Here is a 22,547-nt window from a genome sequence, read left to right on the forward strand (position 1 = left end):
ACATAACCCTTATAAGCACATATCTGATTTTTCAGAAAATGTAGAGCGTTATAATTTTTCGATATCATCTATAGGTGTATCTACTGCTTTACGTGCACGTCGAACGGCATCTTCATCTGGTGCGTCGTATAGACAGATACATTTTGACATGTCTTCACACACGTAAGTACGTTGGAATTGTACTTCAGGTACCTCTTCATAATGTACGGAATTTTTCTTCTTACGTGTCAAGTATTGCTCCATCGTGATGCCCTCAGGAATATTCCAAGTAACGAGAAAATCTACATGAGCATCGCCTTTTTTAACGTCATCTAATTCTTTACCGACTAAGCGAACTTGTTTTACGAGATTGATATTGATAGAGGCATTTTCTAAAAATTGCTTAGCTTCCTCACTGCTATTTGCTTCAACAATAAAGTATCCATGAGTAAGGTTTGATGTAGCTTGTACTTCTATAAGTGTCGGTAATTCTCCCGTTGTTAAGTTGGCTGCCTGTTTTTCTAACTCCTCTTTTGTTGAAAAGACAGTTAAATCATTTGCTTCAAGTAAAAATAATGTCATAATCTATACCCCCTAAAATAGTAATGAGTAAATAATACTATAATTCCTACCTGTTTACAAGGATATAAAGAGACATTTAATTATTTTTGAACTGGGATGATTAACAGTAAATAGAAATGTAGGATAGACAATGGCAATAACTGGAAATATGATGATTATTTGATGACCTCTATAAATGATTGTTGAATGATTTTTAATACGTGATTGCTTTAAGAGATATAAGGTAAGAATAAATTTATTTGATATTAAATGTTCAATTTCATTTTCTGTAAATAAACATTTATTAATCATTTTAGGGTTCTTTTTAGTGTTTATATGTATATGCTTTGGCAATATCTTTTATTTAAGAGAGTGTTAGTGTGTTTAAAATTTTCTTTTTGTGAAAGTTTCATTTTTCTTGAATTGGGTAATTATTAGTATCTGCAGCTAGTAATAAAGGAATTTTTTAAGCACGAAAATAGTTCACAGTATTTTCTTTAGAGAATGTAAATTCTAGATATATTTATGTTACACCAATTGATATAAAAATATTTATTATTAATGTGGCTTTAATATAATAAAAAGGAGGCATTATATGACGCTATTTGAGTTTTTAATTCCTTTAATAGCTTTTGTTGCAATCTTTATTATAGGTTATATCTGCGCTAGGATGATGATACGATAAACTATCTATTCCTTTGAAATGAAGTCGAAAAAGCGTATGACCTATTGATTTATACACCTGAGAATTTACTATTATAATGATTAATAAAATGTAAAAGTGTATTGATGGTTGGGGCAATATTGGAAGTTTTCGTCTCCAATAAATTAATCATTTACTTTTCACGAAGGGATTGATTCTCAATGTACAAATACAAAGTTTATAATAAATTATCTACATCATCTATTAAAATAAAGAATGAAAATAACGATGAAATTGTTGGATATATCAAAAAAAATTATTCTAACATTTTTACTCGTTCAATTGATTTAATTGGAGACGGTAAGTTTTTTAATAGCTTTCAGGTGTTTAATAAAGAAAATGATTTAGTTTTTGAATCTAAACAAAGAAACCCTTTTAAATATAGAGACTTTATTATTAAGTTTAATAGAGAAAATGGTGAATCGCTTATTTTTAATATTGTAGATAAGCATTGGTTCAAACTCTCTGAAAAAACCGATTTTACTTTTTTAAATACAGAATACATTCTATATAAAAATATGGGAGAATGGGCATATATAGTTAATAAGGAAACAAATAAAAATGTAGCCAAATGGAAAAATCCTATAACATCTCCTGTTTCTATTTATTTTGAGCTTTTAGATGACTCTCTAAAAGAGTATGACCTTCTTTTTCTAGGAATATTTCACACTTATTTATATGGAGAATAACTAATGGTTCAATTACAAATAAATAATATTTATAAGGATTTTAAAAATAAAGAAATTTTAAAACGTATAAGTACAAAAGTTGATTTTGGAGAAATATATGGTTTGATTGAAAAAATAGTGCTGGTAAAAGTAAGTTATTGAAAATTATAACTGGGTTAGAAAATCCAGATTCTGGGTCAGGAATAGATATTAATTTAATTGCTTATTTGTCGGAACATACGACTAATCATCAAGCTATTTAGCCTCTATGATTGGAAAGGTAATTATTTATAATATTGTTTTAACTAACTTGAAATAGTTGTCTTTATTTAGCGCACACTCCATTATGATTGTGTGCTTTTTGAATAGCATCATTTCTTTATTTTACCCTACTATCACTAAACCAATCCCAAACTGTTACACCAATGGCAAACAAGAATGCAATCATAATTCAATTATTATAAATACGATTTTCAAAAAGTGTGTGAAAGTGATATTATCAACCGCATTGAATACACGTGGATTGGGTGGTACATAGCCTATGGAATACATGAAGGCTATGTACCAATACCTACAAATAATGTACCAAAGAACAATTTTAATACTGCTTTTTCACAAACTGCTTTCTAATGCGTTTCTCCTAATGCAATGGTTTCATCATGATTGTCTGTTGATAATGCTGTGATGGCCGCTTCTAAACCTTTTACAATCGTATCAAGTGCCATAGATGGTGTATTAGGTTTGTTAATCACTTGTTCTGGAATAAATGGCACATGAATAAAGCCAAATTGAATATGTGGGAATGATGTTGCATGCAAATATCCCAGATTATATAGCACATGATTGCATACAAATGTGCCTGCAGTATTTGAAAGTGAAGCAGGAACACCGGCCTCTTTTATCGCTTGTGTGAGACGTTTGACTGGCATATTTGTGAAATAGGCTGGTGCGCCATCTTCTTGAATGACTTCATCAATCGGCTGGTTACCTTGATTATCTGGAATTCGTGCATCATCCACATTAATGCCCACACGTTCAGGTGTTATTTCAAATCTGCCACCTGCTTGTCCTATTGCAAGTACAGCGTCATATATTTCAGTATTAAGTTGTTGTTTAATCACTTCTACAGATTCTTTAAAAACAGTAGGTATTTCTAATTTTGTGATAGTATGTTCGCCAATTGTTTCTGGCAATTGCTTTACAGCCTCTAATGCTGGATTGGTCTGTTCTTTTCCAAATGGATCAAACGCTGTTATGAGTACCTTCATTGGTATCGTCTCCTTTATTTAGGTTAAAATGCCCAGAAGTACATTAAGCCGATATGGGCTAAGATGAGTATCAATGCAACGGGGATTTGTGCTTTAATAACACTAAATTCGTTTTTCATCTCTAATAATGCGACTGGTAAAGTATTGAAGTTAGCGGCCATTGGTGTTAATAACGTACCACAGAAGCCACCAGTCATTGCAAGTGCACCGGCTATTGCTGGATCGGCGCCTTGTGCAATAACGAATGGAATTCCGATACTTGCAGTAATGACTGTGAACGCTGCGAATGCATTACCCATCAACATTGTGAAAATAACCATGCCTAAAATATAAGCTGTAGCACCTATTAAATGATTGCCCTCGGGTAGAAAACTTGAAATCCCGCTAGAAATTACTTTTCCAACACCACTGACTGTAAATAGTACCCCTAAAGCAGCTAAAAATTGCGGTAAAATGCCGACTGTTCCTACTTGTTGTGTCAATCGATCACTATCATACAAGATATACTTTGATTGTGGTTTGATAATAAAATATGCAGCAATCAAACCGACAATGGAGGCAATGCCTAAGCCAATCGCTCCGCCTAGAGGTGTCCAGTTAGAAATGATAACAGCGACAATTGCTAATACAACGGCTGGCAAAAAGAGTTTGTTGCCGAAACGTTCAGCTCCTTGATTACCTTCCTTTTCAGTTACATCTACAATATTTTTAATAGTGACTTGACGGGTTAGTGTAAGGAAGCCCATTGATAAAATAAGCGAGCCATTTACGACATTTGGAATATGAGGTCCAAAGATAAATGTTATTGCTAGTAATACCCAAAAGAGAGCGGTGCCTATACGCTTTGCTTGGTTTGGATCTCGCAAGGCACGGTAGGCTGTATAAAGTAATTGTAACCCGATTAAAATATAGAAGCATTCAAGAATCATATCTAGTGTATGTTGACTCATGTTTGATCCCCCTTGTCTCGGTATTTACGTTCCAAATAACGATCTAATAAAATGTTTTTAATGATTACAATAATCAATGTAATGATGGCAATAGGTGCAGAAGCAAGTGCAAGACTGACCGCATTGACTTTGATGTCAAGAGATTGGAATGTTCCCACCATTAACAGGACACCTGCAGCCCCTACGAATAAGTTCTGACCAAAGAAGTTGCCGTAGTTCTCCATTGCTGAAGCCTCAGCTTTAATTTTTTCAATATCTTTTTCATCGATTTGTTCAGATGTTAAGTTATATTTTGTTTTTAAGGCGCCTTGAACCATTGGATTGATTAATGGACGTACGAATTGAGGATGTCCCCCGATACGGATCGAAGCGAGTCCAGCAATCTCCCTGATTAATAGATAGAGTGATAATAAGCGTCCGCTTGTAATAGATTTTACTTTACCAATTAATACGGTTGCCTGTTTCTTAAGACCAAAGCGTTCAATAAGACCGACCATTGGTAATGTTAACAAGAAGAGTGAAACGAGGCGATTATCAACAAAAGCTTTGCCCAAAACATCTAATATTTCATAAAGTGACATGTCTGATACGAGACCAGTTACAATTGCTGCAGTTAAAATAACTGCAATAGTATCAAACTTAAATAGAAATCCAATAATAATCACAAGGATCCCTATTAATTTTAGCCATTCCATAAAATACCCCCTTAAAAATTTTATATTTTTGTTATTCTAACATATTAAAAGGCAGAACTTTATGATGATTATAAAACTTTAATATTAAATAAAATGGGGAGGTCATTAATAGAAACATTCAATTTAAGTTTGAGATTCTATGTTGAAGGCAGTAGCTGATTGGTGTGACAGTACGCTTTGACAACCTTTTTCACGCCTACTCAGCTTCACCAGGGGGGATAACGGAATCTTTTTAGAAAAATGAGATTCCTATCTCACTCCTTATGCGTAAAATATCTTTTAATCTTTATAATGTAGAATTTACTTTTATGTGTCATGATAAATTTGTAATGATCTAACTTAGTGACAGGATGATCAGTATTGTATGCAGAATGAGACATGTGACTTTGATATGTTGATTGAGAGGAGGGCTATATATGGAAATTCGTGCACAGATTAGAAAATATCGAAAAGAAGCGGGACTGACGCAAGAAGAATTGGCTGAAAAGTTGAATACAACACGTCAGTCTGTTTCAAAGTGGGAACAAGGTGTATTAGAACCTAATATTCAGATGCTAAACACGCTCGCAACACTGTTTGAAGTGAGTTTGGATACATTAGTAAATGGAGAGCAGTCTAAAAGTTCAAAAGACAATAAACACATGAATTTTTGGGAATTTGCAGATAAGAAATGGTGGTTAATTCTAATAATTGTTTTCACTATATGTGGGACATTGGCACAAATTTTTGCGTAATATAGTCATCTTCTTAATAACTATTAAGGAGACATTGACATGAATATATTAAAAATCATTGGTATGGCATTATTGGTGTTTGTCATTTCTGTTTTTGCGCAAAATTTAGGGATTTTATGGCACATTTTTAGATGGCATGGTTTGGAATATCTACTACATGGTATCACACATCTTATTGTGACATTGTTAATTATCAAGTTACTTGTTAATAAAGGTTTAAAAAAAGAGTTGTCTGATTATCGAGTGACAAAGATTAGAATTTATTCTTTGAGTTGGGGGTTAGGAATCATTTTACCAATTGTCATAAATTTGATTTACATTATTTTTATACCTGGTAAATTGATGATGACACAGCTTAATACTTCAACGGATTATATTGAATTGCTCATATCTATCATTTTTATTTCTGGTATTGTTGCACCAATTGTTGAAGAAATGGTTTTTAGAGGCATCCTTTTGAAATATATTGAAGAAAAAACAAATATTATCTTTGCAATGGTTTTATCGTCTTTCTTATTTAGCATAGTCCACTTATTTAACGGTAAATTAGTAGGTATTGATTTATATTTATTAATTTTAGCTGGATTTACCGCGGGTATGTTATATGCGACTGCAACTTATCTTTTTAATTCAATATGGGCAGGCATCGCAATGCATGTTGGAATTTAGCCGGTATTTTTACTATCACAGATGTTGAAGTAGATTATAGTCTTTTTCAGTATGTTATCAAAACGCATAATGTCTGGCTAACTGGTGGTGCTTATGGAATGGATGCCTCTCTTATTGCAGTTGGTGGTTATATAATAGGGATTTTATTTTTACTATCTCAACGTATAACCATAAATTAATAAATAAAAACTGTCTTGATGTATTACGCAATGTAATGGATTAAGGCAGTTTTTATTTCTGATAAATTAACCGCTTGTACTTATAATCGAACCGCTTATGCCATAACTACTGACAGTACAATATAAAAAACGTACGATATATGTAAAGGAGGGCATGATGATGAAAGAACAAATCAACGTACATTTGAAATTTGATGCATCTACAGTTGGCACGGATGTCACCATCAGCACATACGACCAAGATCTCGGAGTCGACCTATTAAAATATATCCAACAGTATGAAGCACCAAGTAATAAATTAGGTGTTAAAACGTCACAAGGTGTTTACCTTATTACGAAAACAGAAATTATTTTTGCGGAGATATTTGATAAACAACTTACGATTGTCACTACAGAAGCGACATATACAACTAGAATGACACTTTATAATTTACAACAAGCATTGCCCGAGTATCAGTTTGTTCAAATTAGTAAATCTTCTATTGTAAATATTGAACATATTACAAAGGTAGCCCCTTCTTTTTCTGGAAATCTGTATGCGACATTGAGCAATCATCAACAGGTTACTATATCAAGAAGGTACGTCAAAAAATTAACACAGAGTTTAGGGATATAAGGAGGAAAAGCTATGAAAAAAATATTAAAAACAACGCTAATGGGTATCGGTATAAGCAGTAGCATCATGCTTATGTTTATTGTTATCTATGACATTCATATGGGATTTCAAGATGTCTTCGGTGTTTATCTATTTGGTGCAATTTGTGGGTTTTTACCATTTGTGTATGATATAGAACGTATTCCACTGCCAGTCAAATTGTTGATTCATTTTGGAGGTAGTATTTTCGGTTTCTTTATTATATCCAGCATTAATCACTGGGTGCCATTCAAATCAGAAGCATTGATTGGGGCACTCGTTATTTTTACACTCATATTCTTAATTATTTGGGTCATTTTCTTCATAATTGTTATGCAACAAAGTAAAAAAATTAATACGAAACTTAAGAGCACGCAGAAGTAATCGGATAGTTATGATGAAAAACATAAGGAAATCATTAATTTAGAGGTCCAATCGTTTACGAGAGCACAAAAATAGCTATTAGAAGTAGTCAGTAACACTTTTATATTGTATAAGATTGTCAAAATAAGAAAACGTTGACAACTATTGAAATAGAATAGGCATGCTAGAGAAATGTAAAATCAGTTTCTCTTAGCATGCCTATTTTATATATTAATCATGATGTTTCACGTGAGACCATGAGATACAGTTGTGAAATTGCCCGTGAAGCAATGATGTATTGAATATTGCTGTTTTCGTAACAATCGTGTTGCCATGAAATAACTGTGTGATATTCAAAACCTTTTACCAGGTCATAAGGAATGATTACATGTCCTTGAGGGATAAAGGTATCGTTTTCTTCCACCAAAGTAATATCTAGTTCATTGGACAATTCAATGTATAAAGACTTACCAATTTCCTGTGATGGCACAACGATTGCTGTTGGATGGGTCATTTGCACCATAATTGTACGTATATCTTGAACAGAAGCATCGGTCATCGTTACGACAGGTTCGCCTTCTTCACCTACAACTTTAGTGTCTGTTTGTTTCAATGTATCGAGATAACGATTGATTGCTTTCGTAGACCGATATGACGTGTTCAAGTATTTAATAGGTGTTTCCCACGTTTCAAAGTCAATCAATGGTGCTGGTAAGAAGTTCTGATTGAGGTCGCCTAAATATGTGAAATGCGCGTTAGGATACAATAGACGAATACAATCTAATTGAAAAATACTGTAGTCCTGTACTTCGTCAATCAATATATGTCTAAAGTTACGATCTGAATGCTTGATAAGTTTGAAATAAAGCCAAGCCAGCACCCAGAAATCTTCATAATCTAATATGTCGCGGGACAAGCAAGCATTCACTTGATATTTATAACAGAGCTGTTCGTATAGTTTTGGAATATCAAGGAAAGTATGATACTTGATAGCACGACTGATTGGTTTTAGTGTGCGGGCAGTCTTAGATTTTGCTTGTGATACTAATTCATCTTTCTCACCCACATAGCTGTCTATTTCTTCAAGTTCTGCATAGTTCTTTTTAAACAGCCGCTCAAATGCTTTGTCATAACAAACTTGTAAATCATTTTTTAACTTTTGAATCGCTGTAGGTATATCATGATTCACACGGTATTTTTGAAACAATGTAGAGAGTTCGTGACGACTCAACATGGTATGTTCAGTTCTGTCCACCAAGTCTTTAAAATAGAGTTGGCAGTTGGATGATGCTAATTGTTGTGATAGGAAGCGGTAAAAGTTGATGCTTGATTTCGTATAAAACTGTTTAGCATCATCATCACTATGATAAACGCGTTCAAACATTGCAGGCTTACTCTCCACACGCATACGTTTAAAATAGGGTATGGTATGAATCAGATGCATCAAACTATCTACTTTGATATTTTGCTCACCAAGTTCAGGTAACACATCCGAGACGTAATCGTTAAATAATCGATTCGGCGTCATAAGCATCAAATTTTCATGCGTCACGGTAGTCTTATATTTGAATAATAGATAGGCAACACGCTGCATAGCGATAGCTGTCTTCCCACTACCAGGAGGTCCAAGAACGACAACATCTTCATTAAGTGGTAAACGAATAATTTCATTTTGGTCTTGTTGAATCGTACTGACAATATTCCCTAATTTATGCGTGGATGCTTTCATTTGATAATTCATTAAATCTGAATCGCCAATAAACATATCACTATCGACATAGTTGATTAATTGCCCTTTTTCAATTTTAAATTGTCGCCTGCCTTTAACATTTTCATAGACTGTCTCGCCATTAGCTGTTTGATATGAAAGCGTACCAAGCTCATTTTCGTAAAACAAACTTGCGATAGGGGCGCGCCAATCACAAATTAAGACGTTATAATCATCGTCAGTGACTGTCTGAGTCCCGATGTATAGCGACTCATCTTCTAGAACAATCTTGCCCAAATAAGGGCGATTCAGTAGTTGTTGATACACCTTGAGTTGTTTTTCATATTGATTATATGTCTTTTCTTGCATGCGTAATGATGTTAAATCTTGTGCGTTGTCTGCAGCATTAGAATCAGTAGTATTAGGCATCCAGCTTTCATGTTCATTCATATCCTTACGCTGAGTGAGAATCTTAGTTTTACTTTGAGAGAGAGAAGCGTTAATACTTTGTAATTCTTGTTCCAGAAATTCAATTGTTTGAGATAAATGTTCTTGCTCTTCAGAAAAAGTTAATGACATTAGTTATCCCTCGTTTCATACTAGACAAGTGTATTAAAATTCACTTTCATTTTATAATCGAATAATAACCATATTACGATAAGGAGCTGGCATATTCCTGCTATAAGATAGACGACGTTTGCACCGTAACTTTCAGCAATATATGCTGAATAAAACAAACCACATCACTGCAAGATTAAAAATGCTATTAGTTAAGCCTACCAAAAAGTCATTTGAAACAAACTTCACAATATTAGATTTCATTTCCAGCATACATCCCCCTTATAAAGCTTAAGTACGTCATCCAATACGAACACTTCTGTGAAATTTATTTAATTGATATTATAAAACATCAGTATATTTCATTATATTCAATATTTTCAGATAAATAAAGCCGTTGTTGTAAATTTTTGGAGCATTAAATTAAAATTAATAAGATATTAGCTCCTCTATGCTTTAATTACTGGAAAAGTATGGAATTGGTGGATAACATGACAGAATAATTCTTCTATGTTTTAGCACTTTATATGTAAAAAGAAAAATTAAGAAATTTAAGATTCTGTAGGAGAATTACAGTAATAATTTTAAGAATTGTTGGGTTGCTGCGTTATGGATATTGGTAAAAATAACGCAGAATATATGCTATAACGTATGATGCCCATGCATATTTTTGAACAGATAGGCTTTCATTTTCGATTGACAATAAACTGCTCAAATAATAAAAAATAGTAAAATTTTTTGGTTGTCAATTCCTTAATATATCACTAGGCAACTTAACTGCATGCTCATACGAGTAAGTGGTAAGATATTGTTCATTGCATAATGATATAACAGTTGTTTCGATAAGAGGTAACATGGCTATTATGTAGTAATAGGGGAAAGTGCAAAGGAAAGAAGGATGTTTATGTTTTTAGCATGGAACGAAATTAAGCGGAATAAATTGAAGTTTGGCCTTATTATCGGCGTGTTGATTATGATTAGTTATTTGCTATTTTTACTATCGGGTCTTGCGAGTGGCTTAATGAATATGAATAGAGAGGGTATTGATCGATGGCAAGCCGATGCAATTGTGCTCAACAAAGATGCGAATGAAACGGTTCAACAGTCATTATTCGATAAAAAAGAAGTTGCAGACGTTTACGATAAGCAGACGACACTGAAACAAATGGGGGTCATTGTATCGAATGGTGACAAAGAAGACAATGCTTTGTTGTTTGGTGTGACGGATGATTCTTTCTTAATTCCTAAAATGTTAGAGGGGAAAAAGTTTAGTGCGGATAATGAAGTGGTTGCCGATGAAACTTTAAAAGAAAAAGGTTATAAGATAGGCGATACGCTCTCTTTATCACAATCTGATGAAACATTGAAAATTGTTGGTTTTAGTGAAAGTGCGAAATATAATGCAGCACCAGTCGTGTTTGCAAACAATGCAACAATTGAAAAACTGAATCCAACGTTGAATGACAAAGTGACGAATGCGGTTGTTGTGAAAGATAGTAACTGGGAGAAGAAAGCGATAAATAGTGACTTAGAAGCGATTGAAATAGAAAGTTTTATTGAAAATCTACCAGGTTACCAAGCGCAGAATCTCACATTAAACTTTATGATTTCGTTCTTATTTGTTATTTCAGCAACGGTTATTGGGATCTTCTTATACGTCATTACACTACAAAAAACAAGTTTATTTGGCGTGTTAAAGGCACAAGGTTTCACAAATGGTTATTTAGCGAAAATGGTCTTGTCACAAACGTTCGTAATTGCAGCGACAGGTACAGTGATTGGCTTGATTTTAACAATTATCACAGGGGCGTTCTTGCCTGCAGTAGTGCCGATTAAATTCAACGCCATAACATTAGCAATCTACGCAATTGTACTTATTATCGTATCATTAATTGGCAGCTTGTTTTCAATATTAACAATTCGCAAAGTCGATCCTTTGAAAGCGATTGGGTAAGGGAAGGTGAACATAACATGTTAGCATTTAAAAATGTGACGAAAGATTTTAAAGATGGGAACCAAACGATACAAGCGGTCAAACCAACATCAGTGGTATTTGATCAAAATGAGTTAATCGCAATTATTGGGCCGTCTGGTTCAGGTAAAAGTACATTTCTAACAATGGCAGGAGCATTACAAACACCTACGTCTGGTGAGATTTTAATTAATGGCAAAGAGATTTCTAAAATGTCTCAAAAGGCGCTAGCCCATACACGTATGCAAGAGATTGGGTTTATTTTACAAGCGACGAACTTAGTGCCATTTTTAACGGTTAAACAGCAATTTAAGTTACTCGCAAAACAGAAAAAAGACGTGTTAAGTGACGAAGTGTATCAAAATTTGATGACACAACTGAACTTAGATAGTTTAGAAAATAAATTGCCAAGCGAAATATCAGGAGGGCAAAAACAACGTGTTGCGATTGCGAAAGCGTTGTATACAAAGCCATCGATTATTTTGGCTGATGAGCCAACTGCTGCATTGGATACAGAAAATGCATTGGAAGTGATGCGCATTTTGAAAGAACAAACGAAAGAACAAAATAAAACATGTATCGTGGTGACACATGATGAACGTCTCACATCTTATTGTGACAAGGTCTATCACATGGAAGATGGCGTTCTGAAACAAGTACAATAATACAAAAGCGTCGAACATTGTAAGTGGGAAGTTCGGCGCTTTGCGTATTTATAGTCATTACCTTTTTGAAAGTAGCTTAATATTTTTAACATACAGCATTAGTGGCACCATCAATATCGCACTACATAGCATAAAGGTAGTCTGGTAGCCAAGTTGTGAGATGACATAACCAAATAGGACGCCAGACAAAATCTCTCCCATCGCTCCAAATGCGCCATTAAGAGAGAAAATAGTTGCCATGCTGGTTGTTTGTCGGTTCATTTCCTGATTTAACGCATTGTTAATGAGCGTATTCATTAAGTCATCCATTACTGTAACTAAAGAAATGCTTATAAAAGCCACGAGTTTCTTTCCAATTGTTAAGAAGAGAATTAAGATAATCGTTACACATGTAATCAACGTATGATAGATTTCTGGCAGTTGATTAAAGTGATGGTCATACTTCGAAAATAGATGTAAGACGATTAATAATACAATCCCACCAATTGTTGTAATCCAGCCAAATACATGGGTATCTAAACCTATATGTTGCGCATACGGTTGCCAGTAACGATCGATTGTATCAATAACAAAAGCGAAGAAAAAGCTAGCAATAATAATATTAAAAGCTCTTTTATTGTTGAATAATACAGTCGCTGCATTTTTAATAATTGTCTGGATAGATTCATGTGATTGTTCAGAATGGGTTTGTACAATAGGTGCCACTTTTACAAATATGAGCATATAAATAGTTAAGATGATAGACGTGATGCCTGCCAACACAAATGGAATCGTATGATTAAGCTGATACAAATACCCTGATAACGGTGAGATTAAAATAATAAAGAGTATCAAAACTTTTGTGTTATTGAACATCGCCTGAGAAAATTGCTGAGACGGTATCGTGTGACTCAACCAAGATTCAAACGTACCTGAAAACATAGATTCTGAGAGCGTCCATGTAAGCAATATTAAGAGTAAAATCGAAAAATGTGAGGCGAATGGAAATAATAGCCATGTCAGTGATAGACAAATAAATGACGTCACTAAGTTGAATTTAACACCCAGTTTATCAGAAATAGCGCCTGAAGGTATTTCAAAAATTAACTTCATCACTTCAAAAATGGTTCCGATCATACCAAGCCAAAAAAGGTTATAACCTGAGTGAAATAGCGCTAAAATCCAAATAGGTGCATAAAGCCCTATGGTGCTCCCTCGTAAAAGTGAAACCGTATAAAAATGTTTCATAATGTTGTAGCCCCTTTGTTTGAAAATGTATTACAATTCGATATCACGTAGCATTGAGTGAACCCCTTGTCATTTGAATGCTTAAGAATCAACGTGATTATTTGTATAAGAATAATTATAAAACATTCATCATATTGATTGAAGATAAGATATTGATAATTAAGATTGCTTTATGAATTGTTTACAATATTATATAATTAGAGATATAAGGAGTTGAGTAAAATGGCAGTTGATAAATTTGCATATGTATTGCTTGCATTTTTTCTAGGTAATCTAGGTGCACATAAGTTTTACGCGAAAAAAATGGGCTTAGGTGTATTATATTTACTATTCTGTTGGACAGGAATTCCAGGTGTGATAGGTGTAATTGAAGCGATTATTGCGCTATTAACACCATCTGACAATGGTAAATTAACAGTTTAAGAGGATGTGAAAAGAAATCGTATGACGGTTTCTTTTTTTGATTCGATATCGCTGCGGTGAAGGAGCAATGGATAGTGAAAAAGATAATGATTGTTAACACGTCGGCAGATTATTTTGCAGGAACACAAAAGAAAACAGGTCTTTGGTTAGGAGAACTTGTACATTTTTATGATTATTTTCAAGATAAAGCGGTTCAAATAGATTTATATAATGTTAATGGTGGCAATATACCTATTGATCCAGTCAGTCTAAGACCATTCATGTTGGATAAAGTCACGAAGCGTTATTATCAAGATACGCAGTTTATGATGTTATTGAAAAACACAAAGTCACTACATGAGGCGACTCCTCAAGACTATGATGTGATCTATTTTACAGGTGGTCATGGTGTGATGTTTGACTTCCCAAATAACGAGGATATTCAGTATGCCATTAATGAAGTGTATCAGCATGGAGGTATTGTATCAGCAGTATGCCATGGTGTTGCGGCACTGCTTAATGTGAAGGATGCAGATGGACAGTATTTGATTAAAGATAAATCAGTAACAGGCTTTTCAGATGTAGAAGAGGTACTAGCGAACCGTAGAAAAATTGTCCCATTTATGTTGGAACAAGAATTAAAAGCACGTGGTGCACAATATAGTAAAGCGAAAGTGCCGTTTATACCGTATGTGCAAGTAGATGATCGATTAGTGACAGGTCAAAACCCACAATCACCTAAACGTGTGGCTGAAACAGTTGGACAACTATTAGGACTTAAATAATTTTTAAGCGTCACAAATGATAAGTTAACAGGCTTATTGTTTGTGGCGTTTTTTATGAACGAACAAATAATTGCGTTTTTGAAATTAAATCATTGCTAATTAAAATCAAATCTGATAAACTGAATCTAATATAAAAATTATACTTGAAATTTGGAGGATTTACGATGACACAATTTACTTTTGATCAAGCACATAGCGATTTAGATTTTCAAATTAAACACTTAATGGTATCACGTACAAAAGGGAGCTTTGATAACTTTGCGGTAAATGTTGAAGGAGATATTAATGACTTAAGCACACTTCAAGCTACTGTAACTATTGATCCAGCTTCAATTAACACAGGAAATGAAGACCGTGATAATCACTTAAGATCAGGTGACTTCTTCGCAACCGATGAATTCAATGCAATTACATTTGTAATGAAAAAAGTGAGTGAAGATAGTGTGACTGGTGACTTAACAATCAAAGGCGTAACACGTGAAGAAACTTTCGATGTTGAGTTCAACGGTGTAAGCAAAAACCCATTAGATGGTTCACAAGTAACAGGCTTTATCGTAACAGGTAAAGTAAACCGTGAAAATTACGATATTACATTCAACCAAGCGTTAGAAACAGGTGGTGTCATGATAGGCAAAGATGTAAAATTCGAAGCATCAGTAGAATTCGTTGTTGCTGACTAATAGCAATGAAAGTAAAGCAACTTCGTCATATATTCACATATGGGGTTGCATTGTTAAGACGTACGGTAGACTGCGGTTGCAATGACAGAAGTCTACCTCACACAAAAAACGGGCAGTATTCCGCCCGTTTTTGGAAAAATATTATTTGAATAAACCTTTAAAGAATTCAATCGCTTTTTTAATTAAGTCGATGATGAACATAGTGAACACCTCCGTATTTATGGATTATTTTTTAACCTAAGCCTAAGATTTTTGTAAGTAAGCCAACACCGTGTTCAACTGTACCTACGATTGATGTACCTAAGTCTGTCCAGTCGTGGTTAATAGCTGAAGTTACGATACCGTTGATTGATTCGAATAATTCTTTCATGATTAACACCTTCCTTTGATTTGTTAATGCAATCTTATCATCTAATTTTATATAATTGGTTAATAATTCCTAAGTCATCATTTTTGGTTCAAAACTGTTGTATCCAATTAATTCGTTAGACACTTAGGCACTCGAAATAATGCCTAGTTGTTATGTTGAAATAGCAACGTAGATACTTGGAAGTTTGGCTTTTTAAGTAACAAAACATTATGGTAAATGGCATATGTAAGGAAAGTGAATCTGAGCTATTAATAGAAAATGCTATCCAAAGCGAGGAGAATGATGTGAAAGTCCGCTTTTCATTTTTGCTCTGCCTTGCTAGAGTGGGATAACGAATTCTTTTTCCTATCCTACTCCCAGTTATAAACATATAAGGTGGAAAGCTGGAGTTAAAGCAAGGAGAGGTATTACAAAAGTTAATCTTTATCGGCTAGATGAGGCGTTTTTTGTTTGGCTCCTAAAAGTTAAGACAGCACCTTGGAATATTTTGTCAAGGTCCTGTCTTATTTTATGTCTTACTATTGTTTTGACGTTAGAATCTGTTCAACAACCGTTGCGATGCCATCATGGTTGTTGTCTTCCGTCACGATATCAGCAATATCCTTAACTGCCGCTGTTGCATTGCCCATAGCCACACCGATACCAGCGTCTCTTAGCATTTCTAGATCATTCAGTTGATCACCAAATGCCGCGACGTGTCTTTTATTGATACCCATTGCGTGACAGATATGGTCTAACGCATGGGATTTGTTTACACCATGTGCGGTAACTTCCAAGTAAAATGGTGTAGAACGTATCGTACTTAACGTCTCACCGCATAGTGCATTGATGTCATCAATTACTTTATCAATATAGTCAGGGTTTTGTGTTAATAGTATCTTGACCGGACTAAAGTCTATCATTTCGTACAAGTTTGGTGCATACACTAAATCTAAACGGTGTGCAGTAGATTCATGTTGCACATATTGATTATTTGGCGTATTCGTATAGAGTTGGTTGTCATTGTCAACGATATACGTAAAGTCAAAAGCTTGTAAGGCTGTCAAAAAGGTACGTGCATCAGCTACATTGATCCCTTTTTTGAATTTTTCTTCACCACTAGTCACATCTAAGACCAATCCCCCGTTATAAGCACCGATTAAGCCATGATGTTGTTTTAATTGTAGCGCCTCTGTTTCATAATGAAAGCCTGTGCGTGGACGTCCAGAGACCAATGCGACGGTAAGTCCCACTTGTTGTGCTTGAATCAGTGCTTGCTGTGTGCGTTCTGTAATGCGTCCGTCATCATTTACCAACGTACCATCACAATCCAGTGCAATTAATTGAATGTTGTCCATGCTATCACCCTTTCAAAAAGTGGAACCGCTCTAGCTAAGCTGTCCCACTTCATCGTTTTATAAGGATTCGCCATTGCTTTCAATGACGTTTTGATACCAATTAAATGAGTCTTTTTTGTAGCGCTTCATCGTACCGTTGCCTTCATTATCACGATCGACATAAATCATACCATAGCGTTTTTTCATCTCACCTGTTGTGAAAGATACGATATCCATAATGCCCCAAGGTGTGTAACCAAGTAAGTCAACGCCGTCCAACTCTACAGCATCTTTCATTGCTTGGATATGGCTTTTGAAGTAATCAATACGTGATGTGTCGTGGACAGTCTTATCCTCTGTTAATTCATCGACAGCACCAAAGCCATTCTCTACAATAAATAATGGGAGTTGGTAACGGTTATATAGTGTGTTTAAGACATACCGCAAGCCGTCTGGGTCAATCGCCCAGCCCCAGTCTGATGCTTTGATATAAGGGTTTTCCACACCATTTGGCAAGCCACCATTCACAATATTATCCGTTTGATTGTTTTGAACATCATGCTTGACTGTTGTCGACATGTAATAGCTGAATGCTAGGTAATCTATCGTTCCCTCTGCAAGAATAGCTTCATCACCTGGTTCGATAGGCAGTTCAACACCCAGACGCTCTAGCTCTTTTAAGGCATACGCTGGATATTTACCGCGTACATGTACATCAGGAAAGAAGAAACGTTCTCTGTTTGCAATTTCAGCTGCCATAATATCTTTAGGGTGACAAGAATATGGATATACTGGTACGTGGGACACCATTGCACCGATTTTGAAGTTCGGATTGATTTTATGTCCAGCAATGACTGCTTTGGCGCTTGCAAGTAATTGATGATGTGCTGATTGATACATTACACTGCGCGCATCTTCGCCATCTTGAACTTGAATCCCTGCGTTCGTCCACAAGAATAGTGGATTGTTCACGTCCATTTGGTTATTAATCTCATTGAAGGTCATCCAATATTCAACTTTATCTTTGTAGCGTTCAAATACCACTGTCGCAAAACGTTCAAAGAAATCAACGAGCTTGCGATTTCTGAAGCCGCCGTATTCTCTTGCTAGATGAAGCGGAATTTCAAAGTGACTTAACGTAATTACAGGTTTGATACCATATTTTAATAATTCGTCAAAGACATCATCATAAAATTGAAGACCTGCTTCGTTTGGCTCAGCTTCATCACCTTTTGGAAAGATACGTGACCAGCCGATAGACGTTCTTAAGACTTTGATGCCCATTTCCGCAAATAATGCAATATCCTCTTTGTAATGAGAATAAAAATCTACTGCTTCATGGTTTGGATAAAATTCGTGTGCTTCAACTTTGTCAGTAATACGTCTTGGTACGCCGTGCGCCCCTGCTGTAAGGACATCTACCACAGAAGGCCCTTTGTCGTCTTTATTCCAACCACCTTCAAATTGGTGAGCTGCAAATGCGCCCCCCCATAAAAAATCTTTTGGTAATGCCATTGTAATTGCCTCCTTAGTTATTTGATTACTTCTATTAATGTTTCTCCGTGTTGAACGGATGTATGTGTTGTTAGTATTAATTCATTGAAATCAGCATGGTTCGTAATAATAACAGGTGTCGCAGTTGAGTAACCCGCTTCTTTAATTGCCTCAGCATCAAAACGTAACAGTGATTGTCCTGCTGTAACGGTATCGCCATCATGTACGAGTAATTCAAAGTGTTCGCCATTCAACTGTACGGTATCCATACCGACGTGAATAAGAATTTCAATACCTGTGTTACTGCGAATACCAATCGCATGCTTAGATGGTGTGGTCATGACAATCGAACCATCAACAGGTGAAACAACTTCATTTTGTGTTGGTGCAATCGCAATCCCTTCTCCCATAGCGCCTGAACTGAAGACAGGATCGGCTACATCTGACAGAGCAATGACGTCACCTGTTAAAGGTGCTTGAATGACTGATTCAAGTTCATTTTGAGTGACAGTTGTGTGTGCGTCGTTATTCAGTTTTACCGGTTCAATATCTGCTTGTTTTACGCTGTCTTCCCCATAACCAAAGATTTGAATGAGTACAATCGGTAAGATGATTGCGATGGCAACACCGATACATACGCCGATGAATGATGATGGATTATGACTGTTGATTGAATTTACAATCGTAAGTGGCCCAGGTAAACCTGCGTATACATAGTAGTAAGGGTTAAAGAAACTTGCGACGACCGCACCGATTGCGCCGGAAATACAGCCGATAATGAACGGTTTTTTAAATCGTAAGTTAATACCGTAAATGGATGGTTCTGTAATACCAAAAATTCCGGTAATACCAGCTGATAATGCCACTTTTTTCGTTTCTTGCATTTTTGATTTTAAGAAGACACCTAAAACGGAACCCACTTGTGCGATAACTGCGATTGTTTGATAGGATTGAAATGAGTCACGGCCATAGTTGTCGAAGTTAGCGAGAATTACAGGCGTAATACCCCAGTGGACACCGAATATAACGAAAACTTGCCAGAACGCACCAATAATGATTACCGCTAAGATGGGTAAATTTTCTGCTAAATAGTTGTAACCGTCAGCAACCCCATTTGCGAAGAGTGTGGATAGTGGTCCAATAACTAAGATTGTTAAAGGAACCATAATTACGATGCAACATAATGGCACAAATAATGATTTGATAACATCTGGGAATATTTTATTGAAAAAGCGCTCAACATAAGACAATGCCCATACTAAGAAAAGTGGTGGTAGTACGGTTGATGTATAGACTGTTTCACTCAATGGGATACCAAAGAAGCGCACAGTCTCACCATTTGCGATATTGCCAGCCATTTCTGTCCATGTCGGGCTCACGAGCGCCATTGCACATGCTAAGGCAATATAGATGTTCACTTTGAAATGCTTTGCAGCTGTTAATGCAATAAAGATAGGTAAGAATGTGAAAGGTGCCCATGAGATAAAGCTGAATACTTCATATGTTCCAGTTTTTTCAAAGGCAGGGAAAGCTAAATTAATCAGAATGAGTGTCCCTTGTAGAATACCTGCAGCAGCTAATATGTAAATAAATGGCGCAAAGACTGCTGACATTGTCGCAATTACACGATTTAGGATAGCACCTTTTTCCTGAACCGATGCATCTGTTGTATCCTCGACACTCGTAATACTTGTGAAGGCATCATAGACTTCTCCAACATGTTGACCAATTACGACTTGGAACTGACCACCATTTTCCACAACGGTAATAACGCCTGTTAATTCAGATACTTTGCGTTTGAACTCTGGGTTTGAACGTTTCAACACTAAGCGTAAACGTGTGGCACATCGCGCAACGTTAACAATATTTTCTTCGCCGCCAACAGCTTCGAGTATGTCACTTGCCAACTGTTGATAGTTACGTACTTTTGACACAAACATCATCTCCTATCAAAACCTTTATTATTATCTAACATTATAATTGTACCGGTACAATTATACAAGTGCGTAACTATATAAAATTGTGTATAATGAGTGAAAGGTTCAAAAAGGAGTCGGGGCATGAATAAATATCAACAAATTGCATATGAGATTGAACAATATATACATGAGCATAACTTAGAACAGGGGACGAAGTTGGATAGTTTAGATACGTTGACGAAACGCTATAACGTAAGTCGTAGTACCATTAGTAAAGCACTGGATACATTAGAAAAACGTGGCGCAATCTTTCAACAACGAGGAAGTGGAATTTTCGTTCGACGTCAGCGCAGGGAAGGTTACGTTAGCTTACTTGTTAATCGAGGTTTTAGTGCGAACTTTAAAGCAGGCGATACGCATTATGATGTATTGAATGTGGAACAAACGATTGCTAATGAAGAGGTAGCCCATAATCTACATATCGAAATCGGCACACCCGTATATCTAGTAGAAAGGTTGGTATATCAAGGCGAGAAGAAGCTATGTAAGGAGATATCTTACTTTCCTGTTGAATTGGTCCCATATCTTAATAAAGAAATTGCGGAACAGTCGATATTTAACTATCTTGAAACAGCATATAAGATGAACATTAGTTTTTCAGATGTCTATTTGGTCGTTAATCAGTTAACGGATGCAGAAGCCGATGCGCTAGATTTACCTCCATTATCACCTGGGTTATATATGGAACAAGTTGTTTACCTAGCAACAGGTACGCCATTCGATTATTCAAAAGTTGTATACCATTACAAGCATGCTAAGTTTTTCGTGCAATCCGTGAATCACTAATATTAGAAATTTGAAGCTTCCTATTTGTATAGATTGTATCTATCAAATAGGGAGTTTTTAGTTATATCCAGTATTGAGAGGGTCAGTGAACATAGTAGGTATTTGCGTAACACTTATTGGAAATCAGAAAGCAATGGGAGCTGACTGGTGTGACAGTATGCTTTGACAACCTTTATTACGCCAACTTAGCCTTGACGGGGTGGGACAACGGAATCTTTTTAGAAAATGAGATTACCGTTATATTCTTGGATTTCTTTATTTATACGTAGACAAATTTTATTAAGCACAATGAGATAATTGCTGTTTTTCTCAATTCGTCATTTTTATAGAGATTAATTATGAAAGCGCTACATTTTATAATTGCTTTATAAGAAATATAGGAGGCGTTATTATGAGAAATTGGCTAGGATTAGAAGGTAAAGTGGCTGTTGTTACAGGAGGTAGTTCAGGTATTGGTGCACAAATAGTTGCGTCATTATTAGAAGAAGGTGCGATTGTATACAATGTGGATTTACACGATGATGATTCAGATAAAATGAACTATTACTTCCTTAAAACGAATGTTGCAAGTCTTCCCGAGGTAAAGAAAACGGTTGAAAAAATAGTGGAATCACAAAATAAAATTGACATTTTAATCAATAATGCTGGAATTAATTTGCCACGATTACTGGTCGATGTCAAAGGTGAAAAACCCGAATATCAGATGGCTACAAAAGATCTTGATTTGATGTTTGATGTCAATTTAAAAGGTCCAGTGTATTTGAGCCAAGAGATTGGGAAACAGTTTACGGCACAAAAATCAGGCGTGATTGTCAATGTAACAAGTGAAGCAGGGCAAGAGGGATCGGAAGGGCAAAGCATCTATGCAGCAACGAAAGCAGCGTTGATCGGCTTTACACGTAGTTGGGCAAAAGAATTAGGAAAGCATAACATTAGAGTTGTAGCAATAGCACCAGGTATCCTTGAAGAAACAGGATTGAGAACGCCAGCATATGAAGAAGCATTGGCGTATACAAGAAATACGACGGTTGATAAGTTAAATGGAGAGTACTCAAAATCAATACCTATTGGTCGAGTTGGTAAATTGAGAGAAGTGGCAGACTTAGTTTGTTACTTAAGTTCAGAAAAATCTAGTTATATCACTGGAACAACGATTAATATTACAGGTGGTAAATCAAGAGGTTAGTTGAAAAGTGGGAGAT

The 22,547-nt window shown here is 35.5% G+C and carries 24 protein-coding genes; 13 read left to right on the forward strand and 11 right to left on the reverse strand.

The window, feature by feature from the left end; all coding sequences use genetic code 11:
* Window positions 1-48: 48 nt before the first annotated feature.
* Window positions 49-561 (reverse strand): DUF4242 domain-containing protein, encoded by a 513-nt coding sequence (locus NXS11_RS03010; RefSeq protein ID WP_259198533.1) that lies wholly within the window; start codon window positions 559-561, stop codon window positions 49-51.
* An 843-nt stretch (window positions 562-1,404) separates the two neighbouring features.
* On the opposite strand from NXS11_RS03010, the gene NXS11_RS03015 reads away from it, so the two are divergent.
* Both NXS11_RS03015 and NXS11_RS03020 read left to right on the forward strand, forming a co-directional pair.
* A complete protein-coding gene (locus NXS11_RS03015) occupies window positions 1,405-1,932 on the forward strand; it encodes a tubby C-terminal domain-like protein (RefSeq protein ID WP_259198534.1) in 528 nt (175 codons plus the stop codon).
* A 3-nt stretch (window positions 1,933-1,935) separates the two neighbouring features.
* Window positions 1,936-2,073, forward strand: coding sequence for a hypothetical protein (locus NXS11_RS03020; protein WP_259198535.1), 138 nt, complete (start codon window positions 1,936-1,938; stop codon window positions 2,071-2,073).
* A gap of 464 nt (window positions 2,074-2,537) precedes the next feature.
* On the opposite strand, the gene pcp is transcribed toward NXS11_RS03020, so the two are convergent.
* Genes pcp through NXS11_RS03035 form a run of 3 tightly spaced genes read right to left on the reverse strand, consistent with a single transcriptional unit; the run spans window position 2,538 to window position 4,824 of the window.
* Entirely contained in the window at window positions 2,538-3,179 is a 642-nt protein-coding gene (gene pcp, locus NXS11_RS03025) for a pyroglutamyl-peptidase I (protein WP_259198537.1), read from the reverse strand.
* 23 nt (window positions 3,180-3,202) lie between these two features.
* Window positions 3,203-4,129, reverse strand: coding sequence for a DUF979 domain-containing protein (locus tag NXS11_RS03030; protein WP_259198539.1), 927 nt, complete (start codon window positions 4,127-4,129; stop codon window positions 3,203-3,205).
* Window positions 4,126-4,824, reverse strand: coding sequence for a DUF969 domain-containing protein (locus NXS11_RS03035; RefSeq protein WP_259198540.1), 699 nt, complete (start codon window positions 4,822-4,824; stop codon window positions 4,126-4,128). Before NXS11_RS03035 ends, NXS11_RS03030 begins: the two co-directional genes overlap by 4 nt.
* 416 nt (window positions 4,825-5,240) lie before the next feature.
* On the opposite strand from NXS11_RS03035, the gene NXS11_RS03040 reads away from it, so the two are divergent.
* From NXS11_RS03040 to NXS11_RS03055, 4 genes are all read left to right on the forward strand, one after another.
* Window positions 5,241-5,558, forward strand: a complete 318-nt coding sequence (locus tag NXS11_RS03040; RefSeq protein WP_259198541.1) for a helix-turn-helix domain-containing protein — start codon at window positions 5,241-5,243, stop codon at window positions 5,556-5,558.
* 39 nt (window positions 5,559-5,597) lie between these two features.
* Window positions 5,598-6,227 carry a CPBP family intramembrane glutamic endopeptidase gene (locus NXS11_RS03045; protein WP_259198542.1) on the forward strand — a complete coding sequence of 210 codons (630 nt, stop codon included), beginning with the start codon at window positions 5,598-5,600 and terminating at the stop codon, window positions 6,225-6,227.
* Window positions 6,228-6,566: 339 nt separating this feature from the next.
* Window positions 6,567-7,022 carry a LytTR family DNA-binding domain-containing protein gene (locus NXS11_RS03050; protein WP_259198543.1) on the forward strand — a complete coding sequence of 152 codons (456 nt, stop codon included), beginning with the start codon at window positions 6,567-6,569 and terminating at the stop codon, window positions 7,020-7,022.
* A 12-nt stretch (window positions 7,023-7,034) separates the two neighbouring features.
* On the forward strand, window positions 7,035-7,424 hold the full coding sequence (locus NXS11_RS03055) for a DUF3021 domain-containing protein (protein ID WP_259198544.1): 390 nt from the start codon (window positions 7,035-7,037) through the stop codon (window positions 7,422-7,424).
* Between the two features lie 214 nt (window positions 7,425-7,638).
* Here NXS11_RS03055 and NXS11_RS03060 read toward each other — a convergent pair whose 3' ends face one another.
* Complete coding sequence (locus tag NXS11_RS03060) at window positions 7,639-9,690, reverse strand: HelD family protein (protein WP_259198545.1); 2,052 nt, start codon at window positions 9,688-9,690, stop codon at window positions 7,639-7,641.
* A gap of 883 nt (window positions 9,691-10,573) precedes the next feature.
* On the opposite strand from NXS11_RS03060, the gene NXS11_RS03065 reads away from it, so the two are divergent.
* Both NXS11_RS03065 and NXS11_RS03070 read left to right on the forward strand, forming a co-directional pair.
* Window positions 10,574-11,623, forward strand: a complete 1,050-nt coding sequence (locus tag NXS11_RS03065; RefSeq protein ID WP_259198546.1) for an ABC transporter permease — start codon at window positions 10,574-10,576, stop codon at window positions 11,621-11,623.
* A 17-nt stretch (window positions 11,624-11,640) separates the two neighbouring features.
* Window positions 11,641-12,306: an ABC transporter ATP-binding protein gene (locus NXS11_RS03070; RefSeq protein WP_259198547.1), complete on the forward strand. Its 666-nt coding sequence runs from the start codon at window positions 11,641-11,643 to the stop codon at window positions 12,304-12,306.
* Between the two features lie 57 nt (window positions 12,307-12,363).
* On the opposite strand, the gene NXS11_RS03075 is transcribed toward NXS11_RS03070, so the two are convergent.
* Window positions 12,364-13,533, reverse strand: a complete 1,170-nt coding sequence (locus tag NXS11_RS03075; RefSeq protein ID WP_259198548.1) for an MFS transporter — start codon at window positions 13,531-13,533, stop codon at window positions 12,364-12,366.
* 222 nt (window positions 13,534-13,755) lie between these two features.
* Between NXS11_RS03075 and NXS11_RS03080 the strand changes: the two genes are divergently transcribed.
* The 3 genes from NXS11_RS03080 (at window position 13,756) to NXS11_RS03090 (ending at window position 15,400) form a co-directional block, all read left to right on the forward strand.
* Window positions 13,756-13,956: a TM2 domain-containing protein gene (locus NXS11_RS03080; RefSeq protein WP_259198549.1), complete on the forward strand. Its 201-nt coding sequence runs from the start codon at window positions 13,756-13,758 to the stop codon at window positions 13,954-13,956.
* Window positions 13,957-14,030: 74 nt separating this feature from the next.
* Window positions 14,031-14,720 carry a type 1 glutamine amidotransferase domain-containing protein gene (locus NXS11_RS03085; RefSeq protein ID WP_259198550.1) on the forward strand — a complete coding sequence of 230 codons (690 nt, stop codon included), beginning with the start codon at window positions 14,031-14,033 and terminating at the stop codon, window positions 14,718-14,720.
* 164 nt (window positions 14,721-14,884) lie between these two features.
* Window positions 14,885-15,400 (forward strand): YceI family protein, encoded by a 516-nt coding sequence (locus tag NXS11_RS03090; protein WP_259198551.1) that lies wholly within the window; start codon window positions 14,885-14,887, stop codon window positions 15,398-15,400.
* Window positions 15,401-15,541: 141 nt separating this feature from the next.
* On the opposite strand, the gene NXS11_RS11050 is transcribed toward NXS11_RS03090, so the two are convergent.
* The 5 genes from NXS11_RS11050 to NXS11_RS03110 form a co-directional block, all read right to left on the reverse strand.
* Window positions 15,542-15,601: an epsilon family phenol-soluble modulin gene (locus tag NXS11_RS11050; RefSeq protein WP_373319369.1), complete on the reverse strand. Its 60-nt coding sequence runs from the start codon at window positions 15,599-15,601 to the stop codon at window positions 15,542-15,544.
* 31 nt (window positions 15,602-15,632) lie between these two features.
* Window positions 15,633-15,770, reverse strand: a complete 138-nt coding sequence (locus tag NXS11_RS03095; RefSeq protein ID WP_103358544.1) for a beta-class phenol-soluble modulin — start codon at window positions 15,768-15,770, stop codon at window positions 15,633-15,635.
* Between the two features lie 518 nt (window positions 15,771-16,288).
* Complete coding sequence (locus NXS11_RS03100; protein WP_259198553.1) at window positions 16,289-17,107, reverse strand: Cof-type HAD-IIB family hydrolase; 819 nt, start codon at window positions 17,105-17,107, stop codon at window positions 16,289-16,291.
* 57 nt (window positions 17,108-17,164) lie between these two features.
* Complete coding sequence (locus NXS11_RS03105) at window positions 17,165-18,601, reverse strand: 6-phospho-beta-glucosidase (protein WP_259198554.1); 1,437 nt, start codon at window positions 18,599-18,601, stop codon at window positions 17,165-17,167.
* Window positions 18,602-18,618: 17 nt separating this feature from the next.
* The gene (locus NXS11_RS03110; protein WP_373319370.1) at window positions 18,619-20,520 is read right to left on the reverse strand and encodes a beta-glucoside-specific PTS transporter subunit IIABC; all 1,902 of its coding nucleotides are present in this window, start codon (window positions 20,518-20,520) and stop codon (window positions 18,619-18,621) included.
* Window positions 20,521-20,640: 120 nt separating this feature from the next.
* On the opposite strand from NXS11_RS03110, the gene NXS11_RS03115 reads away from it, so the two are divergent.
* Together NXS11_RS03115 and NXS11_RS03120 are read left to right on the forward strand one after the other, a co-directional pair.
* Window positions 20,641-21,345 carry a GntR family transcriptional regulator gene (locus tag NXS11_RS03115; RefSeq protein ID WP_259198557.1) on the forward strand — a complete coding sequence of 235 codons (705 nt, stop codon included), beginning with the start codon at window positions 20,641-20,643 and terminating at the stop codon, window positions 21,343-21,345.
* Window positions 21,346-21,736: 391 nt separating this feature from the next.
* A complete protein-coding gene (locus NXS11_RS03120; RefSeq protein ID WP_259198558.1) occupies window positions 21,737-22,531 on the forward strand; it encodes an SDR family oxidoreductase in 795 nt (264 codons plus the stop codon).
* Window positions 22,532-22,547 lie beyond the last annotated feature (16 nt).

It is taken from the genome of Staphylococcus americanisciuri (genome assembly GCF_024814435.1).
Taxonomy (GTDB): Bacteria; Bacillota; Bacilli; order Staphylococcales; family Staphylococcaceae; genus Staphylococcus; species Staphylococcus americanisciuri.

Bases quoted from the DNA above. Each gene is read 5' to 3' on its own strand.
- NXS11_RS03010 (WP_259198533.1), bottom strand. From the start codon at position 561: ATGACATTATTTTTACTTGAAGCAAATGATTTAACTGTCTTTTCAACA.
- NXS11_RS03015 (WP_259198534.1), top strand. From the start codon at position 1,405: ATGTACAAATACAAAGTTTATAATAAATTATCTACATCATCTATTAAA.
- NXS11_RS03020 (WP_259198535.1), top strand. From the start codon at position 1,936: ATGGTTCAATTACAAATAAATAATATTTATAAGGATTTTAAAAATAAA.
- pcp (WP_259198537.1), bottom strand. From the start codon at position 3,179: ATGAAGGTACTCATAACAGCGTTTGATCCATTTGGAAAAGAACAGACC.
- NXS11_RS03030 (WP_259198539.1), bottom strand. From the start codon at position 4,129: ATGAGTCAACATACACTAGATATGATTCTTGAATGCTTCTATATTTTA.
- NXS11_RS03035 (WP_259198540.1), bottom strand. From the start codon at position 4,824: ATGGAATGGCTAAAATTAATAGGGATCCTTGTGATTATTATTGGATTT.
- NXS11_RS03040 (WP_259198541.1), top strand. From the start codon at position 5,241: ATGGAAATTCGTGCACAGATTAGAAAATATCGAAAAGAAGCGGGACTG.
- NXS11_RS03045 (WP_259198542.1), top strand. From the start codon at position 5,598: ATGAATATATTAAAAATCATTGGTATGGCATTATTGGTGTTTGTCATT.
- NXS11_RS03050 (WP_259198543.1), top strand. From the start codon at position 6,567: ATGAAAGAACAAATCAACGTACATTTGAAATTTGATGCATCTACAGTT.
- NXS11_RS03055 (WP_259198544.1), top strand. From the start codon at position 7,035: ATGAAAAAAATATTAAAAACAACGCTAATGGGTATCGGTATAAGCAGT.
- NXS11_RS03060 (WP_259198545.1), bottom strand. From the start codon at position 9,690: ATGTCATTAACTTTTTCTGAAGAGCAAGAACATTTATCTCAAACAATT.
- NXS11_RS03065 (WP_259198546.1), top strand. From the start codon at position 10,574: ATGTTTTTAGCATGGAACGAAATTAAGCGGAATAAATTGAAGTTTGGC.
- NXS11_RS03070 (WP_259198547.1), top strand. From the start codon at position 11,641: ATGTTAGCATTTAAAAATGTGACGAAAGATTTTAAAGATGGGAACCAA.
- NXS11_RS03075 (WP_259198548.1), bottom strand. From the start codon at position 13,533: ATGAAACATTTTTATACGGTTTCACTTTTACGAGGGAGCACCATAGGG.
- NXS11_RS03080 (WP_259198549.1), top strand. From the start codon at position 13,756: ATGGCAGTTGATAAATTTGCATATGTATTGCTTGCATTTTTTCTAGGT.
- NXS11_RS03090 (WP_259198551.1), top strand. From the start codon at position 14,885: ATGACACAATTTACTTTTGATCAAGCACATAGCGATTTAGATTTTCAA.
- NXS11_RS03095 (WP_103358544.1), bottom strand. From the start codon at position 15,770: ATGAAAGAATTATTCGAATCAATCAACGGTATCGTAACTTCAGCTATT.
- NXS11_RS03100 (WP_259198553.1), bottom strand. From the start codon at position 17,107: ATGGACAACATTCAATTAATTGCACTGGATTGTGATGGTACGTTGGTA.
- NXS11_RS03105 (WP_259198554.1), bottom strand. From the start codon at position 18,601: ATGGCATTACCAAAAGATTTTTTATGGGGGGGCGCATTTGCAGCTCAC.
- NXS11_RS03110 (WP_373319370.1), bottom strand. From the start codon at position 20,520: ATGTTTGTGTCAAAAGTACGTAACTATCAACAGTTGGCAAGTGACATA.
- NXS11_RS03115 (WP_259198557.1), top strand. From the start codon at position 20,641: ATGAATAAATATCAACAAATTGCATATGAGATTGAACAATATATACAT.
- NXS11_RS03120 (WP_259198558.1), top strand. From the start codon at position 21,737: ATGAGAAATTGGCTAGGATTAGAAGGTAAAGTGGCTGTTGTTACAGGA.